Genomic DNA, 15228 nt, shown 5'->3' with positions numbered 1-15228 from the left:
GGCGCGCGGAGCGGCGGCCCGGGGCGATGTGAGGCCGTCAACGTCCCGTTCCGGACCGGGTGTCGACGGTCCTGTACCGAATGTGTACCGGCTTGGCTCAATGTCGCCGCAAGCGGTTAGCCTGGCGCGACGCATTCGTATTTCGGGATGGGGGACGGTCGTAACGCATGGCCAGGGAATTCCAACGGGGCCACAAGGCCAAGATCAGTGATCTGACGCCGGGAACGGATCTGTACGTAGGTGTGCAGATCGCTGCTCCTGGACTGACCTTCGACATCAGCTGCTTCGGCCTCGACGCGAACGAGCAGCTCTCCGACGACCGCTACTTCATCTTCTTCAACCAGCCGAAGTCGCCCGAGGAGTCCATTCAGCTTCTCGGCGCGCAGGCCGGTGACACCGAGTCGTTCCGCGTCACTCTGGACCGCATCCCGGCGAGCATCCACAAGCTGTCCTTCACCGCCACGATCGACGGCGCCGGGCAGATGTCGCAGATCGGTCCGGGTTACATCCGGATCGTCGCGGGCGGCGAAGAGGTCGTCAAGTACGCCTTCAACGGCTCCGAGTTCAGCACCGAGCGCGCGGTGATGCTGGGCGACTTCTACCTCAAGGACGTGTGGCGGTTCGCCGCCGTCGGCCAGGGCTTCGACGGCGGCCTCGAGGCGCTGCTGAAGAACTTCGGGGGAGAGGTCGCCGAGGAGGAGCCCGCACCGCAGCAGCCGCAGGCCGCCGCGCCCTCCTTCGCCCCGCCCGCGGCGCCTGCCGCGCCCGCGCCCGCCTTCGGTGCTCCTCAGGCCCCGCAGGCTCCCCAGCCCCCGCAGCCCGCCCCCGCCTTCGGGGCCCCCGCGGCCCCGGCTCCCGCACCACACGCCCCCGCACCGGGACCGCAGGTGCACGCCGCTCCGACCATGGCGGCCCCCATGGCGCCCCCGGCCGGCACCGTGCCGCCGCCGGCGCCGTCCCCGTACGGCCAGCCGCAGCCCCAGCAGCCGCAGTACGGGCAGGTTCCGGGGCAGGTCCCCGGCCAGATTCCCGGACAGGTCCCGCCGCCCGCAATGCCGTACGGCCAGCCCGCCCCCGGTCCGTACGGCCAGCAGCCCGGCATGCCCCAGGGCGCCCCGCAGGGAGTCCCCCAGGGCGTGCCGCAGACCGGCGCCGGCCTCCAGTCGGCCCTCCAGCCCTACCGCGAGACGCCCACCGGCCAGCGCTGGACCCCGCAGAACCAGCAGATGATGCGGGTCGACCTCACCATGGGCGGTACGCCCGTGCTCGCCCGTCAGGGCAGCATGGTCATGTACCAGGGCAAGGTCGACTTCAGCTACAAGGGCGCCGGTTTCGCCGGCCGTATCGTCGGTAACGCCACGGGCCAGGAGATGCAGCTGATGCGCTGCAGCGGACGCGGCCAGGTCTTCCTCGCGGAGAACGGCGCACACCTGCACTCGATCGAGCTGCAGGGCGACGGCATCTGCGTCTCCGCCGAGAACGTGCTCGCCTTCGACGAGTCGCTGCAGCACGAGGTCCGGCGCATCGAGGGCCACGGCATCCCCGGCGGCGCGCTGTTCACGATGATGTTCCAGGGCACAGGCACCGTCGTCGTCAAGACGCACGGCGTCCCCGTCGTCCTGCCGGTCACGCCCACGACGTTCGCGGACAGCAACGCGATCGTCGCGTGGTCGGCGGCCTCGCAGGTCATCCTCTCCAGCCAGGTCCGGCTGCGCCGCAACGCCTACCCGGGACACAGCGGTGAGACCGTGAACCTCCAGTTCCGGGGTGCCCCCGGCAACTTCATCGTCGTCCAGCCCTACGAGGTCTGAGGGAGCCCGGATCATGAACCAGCAACTCGCGGGCTTCGCCCCGACCCCCGTCGCGGCCCGGATGGAGAACCACGGCCGCACCATGCTCAAGGTCGCCATGGCCACCGGCCAGGACCTGTACGCACGCACCGGCTCGATGGTCGCCTACGAAGGCTTCGTCCAGTACGAGCCCAACCCGCCCGCCGTCCGCCAGATCGCCTCCCAGTGGGTGACCGGCGAAGGCGCGCCCCTCATGAAGTGCTCCGGCGACGGGCTGCTCTACCTCGCCGACTATGGCGCCGACGTCGTCGTGATCAACCTCAACAACGACTCGCTCTCGGTCAACGGCACCAACCTCCTGGCCTTCGACGCCCACCTCCAGTGGGGCGTCGAGAAGGTCAAGGGCCTCGCCAAGTTCGCCGGACAGGGCCTGTGGAACGTGGAGGTCGCCGGCACCGGCTGGGTCGCCCTCACCTCCCGCGGCACGCCCATCGTCGTCGACTGCGGCCGCGGTGAGGACGAGACGTACGTCGACCCGGACGCCCTCGTCGCCTGGTCCCCGAACCTCAAGGTGAAGGGCAAGCGCAGCTTCAAGGCCTCCTCGCTGATCGGGCGGGGCAGCGGAGAGGCGTACCAGATGGCCTTCTCGGGCCAGGGCATCGTCGTCGTACAGCCGAGTGAGGACAGCACCGACCGCCTGCGGATCCGGGGCTGAGGGGGAGCGAGAACACACCATGCAGAGTCCGCTTTTCGGCTACGCCGAGCAGCAGTCCCAGGACCGCTACGTCGTGCAGAACCCGCAGCTGCTGCGGGTCACCCTGACCGGGCACGACGACATCCTCGCCCGCAAGGGCGCGATGGTCGCCTACCAGGGACTGGTCGACTTCGACGGCGAGTACCAGACGAGCAGCCAGCGCAGGGCCCGCGCCAACACCGGTGAGGGCCTCGACCTGATGCGCTGCTCGGGCCAGGGCACCGTCTACTTCGCCAATCTCGCCCAGTACGTCCACGTCGTCGACGTGGACCAGGAGGGCATGACCGTCGACAGCGCCTATGTGCTGGCGCTCGACTCCACGCTGCACACCGAGGTCATCGCGGTGGACAGCCAGTACGGCATCTCCGGATCCGGCAAGTACCAGCTCAACGTCTCCGGACGGGGCAAGGTCGCGCTGATGACGTCGGGCCAGCCCCTGATGATGCAGGTGACGCCGGACAAGTACGTGAACGTGGACGCCGACGCCATCGTGGCCTGGTCCTCCGCGCTGCGCGTGCAGATGCAGGCCCAGACGCACTCCTCGAACGTGCGCCGCCGCCGCGGCAACACCGGTGAGGGCTGGGAGCTGAGCTTCCTCGGGCAGGGCTTCGCCCTCGTCCAGCCCAGCGAGGTCATGCCCCCGCAGAACGCGGATCTCGGGCAGGGCCTGCGCGCCCAGTACGGCGTGGGCCAGCACGGCGCCCAGGCGCAGAACCAGAACAACGCCTGGAACTGACGAGGACATGCGTAAGGGGCGGTCGCCGTCCCCTGCCTTCGGCACGGAGACCCCAAGTGGACCGCCCCTTACGCGCAGGTGCTACAGCGCGGCCCGCGTGCGCTCCAGGAGCCGCACGACCGAGGCGTCGGCGACACCCGCCACCTCGTCGTAGGCGAACCAGCGCAGGTCCAGCGACTCGTCGCTGATCGCGGGGGCGGCACCGGCCGGGGCCAGTGCCGCGTACTGCACGTCCAGGTGCCAGTGGCACGGCGCGGGGATCGCGTGCCGGTCGAGGGTGACCGGGCCGCCGGGCAGCAGCGACAGCCCCGGGATCCCGGACTCCTCCGTGGCCTCGCGCAGCGCCGCCGCGGCCAGGGTCGTGTCCTGCGGCTCGCAGTGGCCGCCCATCTGCAGCCACATGCCGAGCTTCCGGTGCAGAGTCAGCAGCACCCGCCCGCGCTCCGGGTCGACGACCAGGGCGCTCGCGGTGAGATGCCCCGCACCGCAGGACTTCCACATCCCGTCCGGATGCCCCGCCAGATGGTCCAGATACGTCTGCCGCAGTGCGGCCTGGCCGTCCTCGCGGGCCTCGTAGCCCTTCAGCACGAGGACGGCGTCGTCGTGGAGGCTCACTTGTCGGTGTCGCCCTCGCCGCCGGCCGGTCCTTCGGGCTTCTCGCCGGACTCTCCCGGCTTCCCCTGGGCGGCGTCCGGCTTGTCGAGGTTCGGCGACGTGCGGCCGCCGGCGGCCTCGCCGAGCATCTTGTCCAGCTCGGAGAAGTCCAGCTGCTCGCGGTGCACGAAGCCGTCCGGGTCGTCCAGGTCGGTCGCGGTCGGCAGCATGTCCGGGTGCGCCCACAGGGCGTCACGCCCGTCGATACCGCGCGCGTCCGTGAGCGAGGCCCACAGCCGCGAGGCGTCCCGCAGCCTGCGCGGACGCAGCTGCAGCCCGATCAGTGTGGCGAACGTCTGCTCCGCCGGGCCGCCGGACGCGCGGCGCCTGCGCAGCGTCTCGCGCAGCGCGCCCGCGGACGTGAGACGGGTCGAGGCGGCCTCGTGGACCACCGCGTCGACCCAGCCCTCGACCAGCGCGAGGGCCGTCTCCAGGCGCGCCAGGGCCGCCTTCTGCTCCAGGGTGTCCTCCGGCTGGAACATGCCCTGCTGCAGCGCCTCCTGCAGCTGCTCGGGGTGCGAGGGGTCGAACTGGCCGACCACGTCCTCGAGCTTGGACGTGTCCACCTTGATCCCGCGGGCGTACCCCTCGACCGCGCCGAACAGGTGCGAGCGCAGCCACGGCACATGGGCGAAGAGCCGCTGGTGGGCCGCCTCGCGCAGGGCGAGGTACAGCCGCACCTCCTCCTTCGGCACGCCGAGGTCCTTGCCGAGGGCGTCCACGTTCAACGGGAGGAGCGCGGCCTTGCCGGCCGGGCCCAGCGGGAGACCGATGTCGGTCGAGCCGACCACCTCGCCGGCCAGGACGCCGACCGCCTGCCCGATCTGCTGGCCGAACATCGCCCCGCCCATGGAGCGCATCATGCCGATCAGCGGGCCCGCCATGGCCTGCATCTCCTCGGGCAGCACGTCGCCCATGGCGAGACCGACGCGCTCGGCGACCGGGTCGACGAGCTGCTGCCACGCCGGAAGGGTCGCCTCGACCCACTCCGCGCGGCTCCACGCCACGGCCGTGCTCGCGCCCGAGGGCAGCGAGGTCGCGCCGTCCAGCCACAGGTCGGCCAGCCGCACGGCCTCCTCGACCGCGGTGCGGTCCACCGGGCCGACGCTCGCGTCCTTGGTGCCGTCGGGCGTGCCCTGGGCGACCGTCTGGCGGGCGATCTGCTTGGCCATGTCCCAGTTCACCGGGCCGCCCTCGTAGCTCAGCATCTGGCCGAGCTGCTGGAACGCCGCGCCGAGATCGTTGGGGTTCAGCGAGCCGAACATGGCGGCGAAGGGGTTGTCCCCGCCGCCCTCGCCGAAGCCGAAGGGATTGGACGGGGACCCGCCGGAGCCCTGGCCACCTCCGGCGGGATTCCTCTTCTTGCCCTCGTCGCCGTTCTCCGGCTCCTCCGGCGGAAGGCCGAATCCGAATGGGGTGTCACTCACGGGTTTCCTCGGCTCGTAGGGCCGCCGGCTTTCCGCCGGCGGCGACTGCCCGACAACACCACCCAGCCTATGCGGCCGGGGGGCCGTGCGGCTTCGACATCCGGGCCGCTTGCGGGCTCGGTGCCCCGCTGGCACGTGGCCTGCGGCAGGATGGACGCCACCTGGTGCGTATGCGTCATTCGCTTGCGTACTGAAGACAACCGCTGGAGACGCCTGGTGAGTTCCCCAGATCCGCAGGTTCGCGCAGCGCGAAACCACTCAACCGCGGCCGCCGGCCGCGTGCCCGAGGGGCGTGGCCCCGTCGTGGCCGTCACCGGTGCCGCCACGGGCGTCGGTGACCTGCTCACCAGGCGCCTTGCCGCGTCCGACGAGATCAAGCAGGTCATCGCGATCGACGAGCGCCGCGGCGAGGTCCCCGAAGCGCACTGGCACGTGCTCGACGTCCGTGACCCGGCGATCGCGGAGAAGCTGCGGGGCGCCGACGTGGTGGTGCACCTCGCGCTGGACCTCGACCTGGAGACCGACTCGGCCGCCCGTACCGCGTACAACGTGCGCGGTACGCAGACCGTCCTGACCGCCGCCGCCGCGGCCGGCGTCCACCGGGTCGTCCTGTGCACCTCCGCCATGGTCTACGGGGCGCTGCCCGACAACGACATCCCGCTCTCCGAGGACGCCGAGCTGCGCGCGACCGCCGAGGCGACCGGCGTCGGCGACCTGCTGGAGATCGAACGCCTCGGCCGCCGCGCTCCCCGTGCCCATCCCGGGCTGAACGTCACCGTGGTCAGGCCGGCCGTTCTCGTCGGCGGCACCGACACCGCGCTGACCCGCTACTTCGAGTCGCCCCGGCTGCTCGTGGTCGCCGGATCCCGGCCCACCTGGCAGTTCTGCCATGTCGAGGACCTCGTGGGCGCTCTGGAGTACGCGGCGCTGGAGAAGGTCGAGGGGGAGCTCGCCGTCGGCTGCGACGGATGGCTGGAGCAGGAGGACGTCGAGGAGCTCAGCGGCATCCGCCGGATGGAGCTGCCCTCGGCGGTGGCGCTGGGCGCGGCCGCCCGTCTGCACCGCATCGGCCTCACGCCGTCCCCGGCGGGCGACCTCGCGTACACCATGCACCCCTGGGTGGTGAGCGTGAGCCGGCTGCACGACGCGGGCTGGCGTCCGCGGTGGACGAACGAGGAGGTGCTGGCCGCCCTGCTGGAGGAGGTCGAGGGCCGGCACACCGTCGCGGGCCGCCGCCTCGGCCGCAAGGACGCCACGGCCGCCGGCGCCGCGGGCGCGACGGTCGCGCTGCTGGGCACGGCGGCGCTGGTGCGGCGCGCCCGCAAGGCGCGCCGCCGGATCTAGCCGGAGCGCGTCGTCCCTGTAGGAGGCTCCAAGCCCGGACGGTCCGATCCGTGCGAGAGGCTGTTCCGCCCCGTCGGTGCCATGGGGCACGATGTCCCCATGGCACGCACGTACGACCACCCCGGCGAGCAGGCGGCGCAGGACCCCATCCGGCTGCTCGCGATCCGTGACACTCCGCTCTCCCTCGACGAGGTCTTCGCGGCCGTGGGCGACGACGCCGCGGGCGGCACCGCGCTGTTCGTCGGCACCGTGCGCAACCACGACGGCGGTGCCGACGTCGACACGCTGGGCTACTCCTGCCATCCGACGGCGGAGGCGGAGATGCGCCGTATCGCCGAGAAGGTGGCCGCCGAGTACCCCGTCCGGGCGCTCGCTGCCGTCCACCGTGTGGGTGACCTGGCGGTCGGGGATCTCGCGGTGGTGGTCGCGGTTTCGTGCCCGCACCGGGGGGAGGCGTTCGAGGCGTGCCGGAAGCTGATCGACGACCTCAAGCACGAGGTGCCGATCTGGAAGCACCAGAAATTCTCGGACGGCACCGAGGAGTGGGTCGGAGCCTGTTGAGCCCCGAGCGCAGGACTGGGGGTCCCCCCGCCGAAGGCAGGGGAGGGTGGGAGCCTGCTGAGCGCCGGCGCCGCCTTCGTGGCAGTTCCCTGACGAGCCGTCAGTGCGTTTCCGCCCCTGAAACCCGGTCCGCGCTCATCCGCCCCGATTTGCGTAACCGCACCCCTGCCATGAGCGTTGATCTCGCGGATGAGACTAATCTGCTGATCACTCAGTTGCGTTCACTCATGGGGTAGGGAGGTCGCGATGGCAGTTCTGGCCTGGTTGCTGATTCCGCTTTTCGCTGCTGTCGGTGCGGCGATATGGGCCGGCTGGGCTCAGCGGAATCGCACGAGCGGGGACATCGCCGAGCTCGCCGGGTACGCGCGCTTCCGTGACGCGATGGAGAAGGCTGCCTCCGGTACGGATGTCGTCCGACAGTGAACCCGAGCGTACGAAGGTGCCGGGAGGCCCTCGTACGGAGCGGCCCCGGCCGTACTCGCACAGGCTCGTCCCGTACTGTCGTTCCATGCCACGCCGCACTGCGACGATGCTCGCCTCCACCCTCGTCTTCATCGCGCTTCTCTGCGCAGGCGTCTTCTTCAAGGTCCCGTACGCGGAGATGTCGCCCGGCCCGACGGTGAACACGCTGGGCTCCGCCGACGGCGAGCCGGTGCTCAAGATCTCCGGCCGCAAGACCTTCCCGACCAGCGGGCACCTCAACATGACGACCGTCAGGGTGACCGGGGCGGACTACGAGATGAGCCTCGTCGAGGCACTTTACGGCTGGCTGGCCCACGACAACGTGGTGGTGCCGCACGACACCCTCTACCCCGACGGGAAGACCGAGGAGCAGTCGACGCAGGAGAACGCCGAGGAGTTCAGCCAGTCCCAGGAGAGCGCCAAGGTGGCGGCCCTGCGGGAGCTGAAGATCCCGGTGACGTCGCGGGTGGTCGTCTCCACCGTCGTCAAGGGCTCCCCCTCGGAGGGCAGGCTGCACGCCGGTGACGTCATCCGCGCGGTGGACGGCACCGAGATCAAGGAGCCCGGGGACGTCGCCGAGCAGGTCGTGAAGCACAAGCCGGGCGAGGACGTCGTCTTCACCGTCGTCCCGGCCAAGGCGGCCGCCGCTGCCGAGAAGGCGGGCAACAAGGAGCCCCAGGGCACCCGGAAGGTCACGATCACCACGGTGAGGGCCCAGGACGACAACCGCGCGATCGTCGGCATCCAGGCCGGGACCGACCACACCTTCCCGTTCACCATCGACATCCACCTCGCCGATGTCGGCGGCCCGAGCGCCGGCCTGATGTTCGCCCTCGGCATCGTCGACAAGCTGACGGAGGAGGACCTCACCGGCGGAAGGTTCGTCGCGGGGACGGGCACGATCGACGACGAGGGCAAGGTCGGCCCGATCGGCGGAATCGACATGAAGCTCGTCGGCGCCCGCAAGGCCGGCGCCCAGTTCTTCATGACCCCCGCCGACAACTGCGCCTCCGCCGCCTCCGACACCCCGGACGGCCTGACGCTGGTCAAGGTCGACACGATCGCCGACGCGACGAAGTCCCTGGCGAAGATCCGCTCGGGCGACACCGAGGACCTGCCGAGCTGCACGAAGGGCTGAGCCGGGCAGACGGGGGCCGCCGGCCGCGATACGGCGGGGCGGGACACACGGCGCGAGGGCGCCGCCGACGCGCAGAGCGATCCGCGCGTCAGCGGCGCCCTCGCCGCGTCCGAGCCCTTCGGCTCGGTCAGTCCTCGAACGTCGCCGACAGGGCCTCGGCGAGGCCCGGCACCAGGCCGCCGCCCGTGAGCACCTCGTTCGGCGAGTCCTTCTCGCGCAGACGCAGGGCCGACTCCCGGGCCCCGTCGCGGAGCACGGCCACCGTCATCCGGACCTCCTGGCGGTCCGGGTGCGAGGCGACCCACTTGGTCAGGGCCGCCTCGTCGAGGCCGTCCGGAACGGAGGCCTCGGCGGACGGCGGCAGCATCAGGCGCTCCACCGTCAGCGCGCAGCCCGCGACCGCGTCGGGCCAGGCGATCGTGCCGAGGAACTCGTCGAGCGGGGTGCCGGCGGGGATCTCGTCCTGCTCGATCGGGGTGAGCGGGGCGGCCGAGTCGCCCTCGTCGAGGCCGAGCTGGGCGGCGAGACCCGGCTCCTGGGAACGCAGCTGAGCGGTGTCGACGAGGGCGAACAGCCGGGCCGGCTGGTCCCAGCCGAGCGTGGCGGCGTACTCGTCGATCTCGAGGACGGCCCGGGTGAGCGGGCTCGCGGCGATCGGGCCCGAAGGGGGCTGGTTGTCGGGGGCGGGGGAAGAAGCGTTGGACATGGCCAATATCCTGCCTCCTTCCTGCCCCGCGGCGGGAACTAGGTAAAGCCTCAGTAAGTTGCATCAGTGGGGCTCTACGATCGCGGGGCCCGAATCACACGACCGCGAACTTCGAGGTGCGCACGTTGGCTTTCCAGATGCCGGACCGCGGCGGAGGCCCGACCGGGCCACGGATGAGAGTGGGCCGGCCGTCCCGGCGTGTCCGCACCCTGCTCATGACCATGGGCGTCCTGGCCGTTCTGGCCATGGTGTTCGTCATGTTCTCCGGGTTCTGGACCGACTGGCTGTGGTACCGCTCCGTCAGGTACTCCTCCGTCTTCACGACCACTCTGTGGACCAAGATCGGACTGTTCGCCGTCTTCGGCCTGCTCATGGCAGCGGCCGTCGGCGTGAACATCTGGCTGGCCCACCGGCTGCGGCCGCCGCTCAGCGCGATGTCGCTGGAGCAGCAGAGCCTCGACCGGTACCGCATGGGCATCGCCCCGTACAAGAAGTGGGTGCTCCTCGCGATCACCGCTCTTGTCGGGCTGATCGCCGGCGCCTCCGCCACCAGCCAGTGGCGGACGTGGCTGATGTGGGTGAACGGCGTGCCCTTCGGTCAGAAGGACCCGCAGTTCAAGATGGACGTGGCGTTCTACGCGTTCGACCTGCCGTGGTACCGCTTCCTGCTCGGCTTCGGCTTCGCGGCCGTCGTGCTGTCCCTGATCGCCGCCGCCCTGACCCACTACCTGTACGGCGGGCTGCGGATCACCAGCCCGGGCGCGCGGGCGACGGGCGCCGCCACCGGCCACCTGTCGGTGCTGCTGGGACTGTTCGTGGCGCTCAAGGCCGTGGCGTACTGGCTCGACCGGTACGGGCTCGCGGTGAAGTCCAGCGACTTCAAGGCCACGAGCAACTGGACCGGCCTGCGCTACGTCGACGCCAACGCGTATCTGCCGGCCAAGACGATCCTGTTCTGCATCGCGGTGATCTGCGCGGTCCTGTTCTTCGCCACGCTGTGGCGCCGGACCTGGCAGCTGCCGATGATCGGCTTCGGGCTCATGGTGCTCTCCGCGATCCTGATCGGCGGGCTCTACCCGGCGATCGTGCAGAAGTTCCAGGTCCAGCCGAACGAGCAGGCCAAGGAAGCCGAGTACATCCGCAAGAACATCGAGGCGACGCGCAAGGCGTACGGCATCGACGGCGTGAAGCCGACGGACTACTCGGGCCGCGGGCAGATCAAGGACGCGGAGAAGCAGCGCGAGGACGCCGACTCGGCGGCCAGCTACCGCATCAACGACCCCAACATCGTCTCGCCGACGTTCCAGCAGCTGGAGCAGGGGCGGAAGTACTACCAGTTCCCCTCCACGCTGGACATCGACCGGTACAAGGGCCAGGACACGGTCATCGGTCTGCGTGAGATCAACCTCCAGGGCGTCGACAAGCGTAACTGGATCAACGACCACTTCACGTACACCCACGGCTACGGCGCCGTCGCCGCCAAGGGCACGGACACGGCCAAGGGCACCGGCGGGGCCCCGGAGTTCACCGAGTCCGGCCTCCCCTCCAAGGGCAGCCTCGGCGACTACGAGCAGCGGATCTACTACGGCGAGAAGACCACCCAGTACTCGATCGTGGGCGGGCCCCAGAAGGAGCTCGACTACGAGAAGGACGGCGGCGGCCAGGTCACCACGAGCTACGCGGGCAAGGGCGGCATCGACCTCTCCGGTGCGCTCAACCGCGCCGCGTACGCCGTCGCGTTCAGCGAGCCGCAGATCCTGTACTCGGGTGCGATCGGCGAGGGTTCGAAGATCCTCTACAACCGCACGCCCAAGGAGCGCGTCGAAGCGGTCGCCCCGTGGCTGACCATCGACGGCGACGCCTACCCGGCGGTCGTGGGCAAGCGGATCCAGTGGGTCGTCGACGCCTACACCACGACCAACGGCTATCCGTACGCGTCCCGCACGACGCTTGGGGAGACCACCTCCGACTCGCTGACCGACCGGCAGCGCGCGGTGGTCGCCCAGCAGAACCAGGTCAACTACATCCGGAACTCGGTGAAGGCCACGGTCGACGCCTATGACGGCACCGTGACCCTGTACGAGTGGGACGAGAACGACCCGGTCCTCAAGACGTGGAAGAAGGCGTTCCCCGGCACGGTCAAGCCGAAGGCCGAGGTCCCGGACGAGCTGAAGGCCCATCTGCGGTACCCGCAGGACATGTTCAAGGTCCAGCGTGAGCTGCTGTCGCTCTACCACGTCACCGAGCCCGCTCCGTTCTACAACGCGAGTGACGCCTGGCAGGTGCCGAACGACCCCACCAAGGCCGACAGCAACGCGGTCCCGCCGTACTACCTGTCCCTCAAGCTGCCGGGGCAGGAGAAGCAGCAGTTCGCGCTGACGACGACCTTCACCCCCAGTGGACGGCCCAACCTGCGGGCGTTCATGGCGGTCGACGCCGACGCCATGAGCCGCGACTACGGCAAGATCAGACTGATGCGCGTGACGGACGACAAGGTCGACGGCCCGGAGCAGGTGCAGAGCCGGCTCAACAGGCACGACCCCATCGCCACCTTCGTCCGCGACCTCAAGGGCGCCGACTCGACCATCAAGTACGGCAACTTGCTGACCGTTCCTCTGGACAGCGGCTTCCTGTACGTCGAGCCGATCTACGCCCAGGGCCGCGGCTCGGAGTTCCCGCTGCTGAGCAAGGTGGCCGTGGTGTACGGCCAGCGGATCGGCTTCGCCGACGATCTCGGCGGCGCGCTGTCGCAGGTCTTCGGCGAGGGCGCACCGGACGACGGGACCACCACCCCGCCGACCGAGCCCGACGAGCCGCCGACGCAGCCCACCGAGCCGCCCGCCACGGGCGACGCGGCGCTCAAGGACGCCATCCAGGACGCGCAGAGGGCGTACTCGGACGGCCAGGCGGCCATCAAGCGGGGCGACTGGACGGCCTACGGCAAGGCGCAGGACGCGCTCCAGGAGGCGCTCCAGCGGGCCGCTGACGCCGAGGCCCGGCTGAAGGAGCCCGACCAGGGCGGATGACGGGATCCGCCCCGCGTCGTGATACCTTTACGGAACAACGACGCGGGGTGGAGCAGCTCGGTAGCTCGCTGGGCTCATAACCCAGAGGTCGCAGGTTCAAATCCTGTCCCCGCTACTGGAAAGAAGAGGGCCCGGATCCTTGAGGATCCGGGCCCTCTTCGTGCTGACCCGACACCTTCGGGGGGTTCTTCCCCGAAGTGCGTGCCGGAGTGCGCGAGTTGGGGGTTGGCGTGTTTGACTTATCTCTCTGTGGGCATGTCGACAAAACGCTGAAGTGACCTCACTGGCTGCTGTATACCAGGTGTACGCGGGTTGCAGGTGGTGCGACGATGGAATTTATGGGGGACAGGGCAACTCTGTTGGAGACAGGGCGGTTTGTGCAGCCGCATGCCGGAAGCGCGGGGGACGCGATGCATTCGGTCGACGCCGTCGAGGCGGTGGACGCGGTGGACGGCCGCGGCGACAACGTCGTCAGGACCGGTGGCCTCGGCGCCACGGAGAACGTCGACGCCGAGGAGACCGCCGGCGTCGAAGCACGCCACCGCAGTGCCGCTGACCACGGCGACACGGCCTCGATGAGTGTGCTCGGCGCACTCCTGCTGCGCCGGGGGGATCTGGACGGCGCCGAGCCCTATCTGCGCGGCGCGACCGCCGACGGCGACCGCGCGGCCGCCAACAACCTGGGCGTCCTGCTGCACCAGCGCGGCTACGCGGACGAGGCGGCCGGCTGGTGGCGTATCGCCGCGGTCGCCGGTTCGGCGGCCGCCGCGCACGCACTCGGGCGGCACTTCCGCGAACGCGGCGACGAACCGGCCGCCGAGTACTGGCTGCGCCAGTCCGCCGAACAGGGCCATGCCCTCGGGGCGTACGCGCTGGCCGACCTGCTGGAGCACCGCGGCGAGGACGGCGCGGAGCGCTGGCTGCGCACGGCGGCCGAGCAGGGCCACCGCGAGGCCGCCTACCGCCTCGCCAGGGCGCTGGAGCGCCGGGCAGCGGAGGAGGCACGCAAGGGCGAGGGCATCGGCCCGCTCGGTCCGGCCGGCACACCGTCTTGTCCCGCACCCGTACCGGCCGGGCGCCGGGACGAGGGCGCAGCCATGGACAGTACGCGAGGCGGCCGCCGCGTTCCCGCCACGGGTGCCGAAGGGGGCGCCCGCACGGCGGGCGGGACGCGCGGGGACGGCATGCCTCCCGGCGGAACGCAGGCCGACCGGACGCCGGGCGTCGGCGTCCGTGCGGACCGTGGTGCGCGGGGCGGCGACGTGGCCGGGGGCGGCGGGGCCGTCTGGCAGACGGATGCCGGGCTGCGCGTGCTCGCCGAGGCCGAGGCCGCCCGTCCGGGCGGCGCGCGTGAGCCGGGTCTGCTCGACGAGGCCGTTCAGTGGCACCGGCAGGCCGCCGCCCGCGGGCACCGGCGCGCCGCCCTGCATCTCGGCGCCATCCTCGAGAAGCGCGGCGAGCTGAGGGAGGCCGGCCGCTGGTACCTGACGGCCGCGAAGGACGGCGAGGCCCGGGCCGCCTGCGCGCTGGGGTTCCTGCTGCGGGACGCGGGCGACGAGGAGAGCGCCGCCGTGTGGTGGCTGCGCGCCGCCCAGGACGGCGACGGCAACGCGGCGAACGCCCTCGGCGCGCTGCACGCCGCGCGTGGCGAGGCGCAGAGCGCCGAGCGCTGGTACCGCGCCGCCATGGACGCGGGCGACGTCAACGGCGCGTACAACCTCGGACTGCTGTGCGCCGCCCAGGACCGTACGGCCCAGGCCGAGCAGTGGTACCGCCGCGCCGCCTACGCCGGGCACCGCGAGGCCGCCAACGCGCTCGCCGTCCTGCTCCTGCAGGCAGGGGACCACGCCGGGGCCGAGCCCTGGTTCTCCAAGGCGGCCGAGGCGGGCAGCGTCGACGCGGCGTTCAACCTGGGCATCCTCCACGTCGGCCGGGACGACGACCGCACCGCGCTGTCCTGGTACGAGCGGGCCGCGGCGGCCGGTCACACCGAGGCCGCGCTCCAGGTCGGCATCGCCCGGCTCAAGGAGGGCGACGAACAGGCTGCGGAGCGCCACCTGCGGTGCGCGGCGGGCGGCGGGAGCGCAGAGGCCGCGTTCCGGCTCGCGACGGTGCTGGACGCGCGCCGGCCGCCGCCGGGTCCGCCGGCCCTCGGCGAGCCGATGGCGGAGAAGAGCGAGTGCGAGGAGTGGTACGAGCGTGCCGCGGAGCAGGGGCACCGTCGCGCCCAGGTGCGGGTCGGCATGCTCGCCGCCGCCCGCGGGGACACGGCCGAGGCGGCCCGCTGGTACCGCGAGGCCGCGGAGGCCGGCAGTCGCAGCGGCGCGTTCAACCTCGGACTGCTCCTCGCCCGCGAGGGCAGTGAGCGGGAGGCCGCCCTGTGGTGGACCCGCGCGGCGCGGGCCGGCCACGGCAGGGCCGCCCTGCGGCTCGCGCTGCTCGCCGCTCGCAGGGGCGAGCTCGCCGAGGGGCAGCGCTGGTGCGCCAGAGCGGTCGAACTGGGGCCGGCCGAGGTCGCGGAGCGTGCGGCGAAGCTGCGCGAGGCGCTGATCCAGGAGCTGACCGCGTAGCGGCGGGGCCCCGGGAAGGGATTTGCTCTGGTCCAGGGGGTCCCGTAAGGTGGTGTTCAC

General features: G+C 71.5%; 12 protein-coding genes and 1 tRNA gene. 10 read left to right on the top strand and 3 right to left on the bottom strand.

The annotated features are described in order from the left end of the window. The first annotated feature begins 167 nt into the window (after positions 1-167). From QFZ82_RS14165 to QFZ82_RS14155, 3 genes are read left to right on the top strand one after another with little or no spacing between them, the layout of a single operon-like run. On the top strand, positions 168-1811 hold the full coding sequence (locus QFZ82_RS14165; RefSeq protein ID WP_307713509.1) for a TerD family protein: 1644 nt from the start codon (positions 168-170) through the stop codon (positions 1809-1811). Between the two features lie 13 nt (positions 1812-1824). Next, positions 1825-2505 (top strand): AIM24 family protein, encoded by a 681-nt coding sequence (locus QFZ82_RS14160; protein WP_177153534.1) that lies wholly within the window; start codon positions 1825-1827, stop codon positions 2503-2505. Positions 2506-2524: 19 nt separating this feature from the next. Beyond that, positions 2525-3280 (top strand): AIM24 family protein, encoded by a 756-nt coding sequence (locus QFZ82_RS14155; protein WP_307713508.1) that lies wholly within the window; start codon positions 2525-2527, stop codon positions 3278-3280. Between the two features lie 81 nt (positions 3281-3361). Here the strand turns inward: QFZ82_RS14155 and QFZ82_RS14150 are convergent, their stop codons facing one another. Further along, a complete protein-coding gene (locus QFZ82_RS14150; protein WP_307713507.1) occupies positions 3362-3895 on the bottom strand; it encodes an NUDIX hydrolase in 534 nt (177 codons plus the stop codon). Further along, on the bottom strand, positions 3892-5361 hold the full coding sequence (locus QFZ82_RS14145; RefSeq protein WP_307713506.1) for a zinc-dependent metalloprotease: 1470 nt from the start codon (positions 5359-5361) through the stop codon (positions 3892-3894). The genes QFZ82_RS14150 and QFZ82_RS14145 overlap by 4 nt, the downstream gene beginning before the upstream one ends. A gap of 216 nt (positions 5362-5577) precedes the next feature. Between QFZ82_RS14145 and QFZ82_RS14140 the strand changes: the two genes are divergently transcribed. From QFZ82_RS14140 to QFZ82_RS14125, 4 genes are all read left to right on the top strand, one after another. Beyond that, a complete protein-coding gene (locus tag QFZ82_RS14140) occupies positions 5578-6705 on the top strand; it encodes an SDR family oxidoreductase (RefSeq protein WP_307713505.1) in 1128 nt (375 codons plus the stop codon). 99 nt (positions 6706-6804) lie between these two features. Next, a complete protein-coding gene (locus QFZ82_RS14135; protein ID WP_307713504.1) occupies positions 6805-7266 on the top strand; it encodes a molybdenum cofactor biosynthesis protein MoaE in 462 nt (153 codons plus the stop codon). Between the two features lie 246 nt (positions 7267-7512). Continuing rightward, positions 7513-7689, top strand: coding sequence for a hypothetical protein (locus QFZ82_RS14130; RefSeq protein ID WP_177153800.1), 177 nt, complete (start codon positions 7513-7515; stop codon positions 7687-7689). Between the two features lie 85 nt (positions 7690-7774). Then, on the top strand, positions 7775-8866 hold the full coding sequence (locus QFZ82_RS14125; protein WP_307713503.1) for a PDZ domain-containing protein: 1092 nt from the start codon (positions 7775-7777) through the stop codon (positions 8864-8866). A 127-nt stretch (positions 8867-8993) separates the two neighbouring features. Here the strand turns inward: QFZ82_RS14125 and QFZ82_RS14120 are convergent, their stop codons facing one another. After that, positions 8994-9572, bottom strand: a complete 579-nt coding sequence (locus QFZ82_RS14120; RefSeq protein WP_177153802.1) for a PPA1309 family protein — start codon at positions 9570-9572, stop codon at positions 8994-8996. A 137-nt stretch (positions 9573-9709) separates the two neighbouring features. Between QFZ82_RS14120 and QFZ82_RS14115 the strand changes: the two genes are divergently transcribed. The 3 genes from QFZ82_RS14115 to QFZ82_RS14105 all read left to right on the top strand — a co-directional run bounded on the left by QFZ82_RS14115 (position 9710) and on the right by QFZ82_RS14105 (position 15168). Further along, entirely contained in the window at positions 9710-12598 is a 2889-nt protein-coding gene (locus tag QFZ82_RS14115; protein WP_307717714.1) for a UPF0182 family protein, read from the top strand. A gap of 41 nt (positions 12599-12639) precedes the next feature. Then, positions 12640-12713 (top strand) — tRNA-Met (locus QFZ82_RS14110). Positions 12714-12927: 214 nt separating this feature from the next. Then, positions 12928-15168, top strand: coding sequence for a sel1 repeat family protein (locus QFZ82_RS14105; protein ID WP_307713502.1), 2241 nt, complete (start codon positions 12928-12930; stop codon positions 15166-15168). Positions 15169-15228 lie beyond the last annotated feature (60 nt).

The organism is Streptomyces sp. V4I23, from assembly GCF_030817975.1.
Lineage (GTDB): Bacteria > Actinomycetota > Actinomycetes > Streptomycetales > Streptomycetaceae > Streptomyces.
Note: the sequence above shows the minus strand (reverse complement) of the source record. Positions and strands in the feature narration are given on the sequence as shown.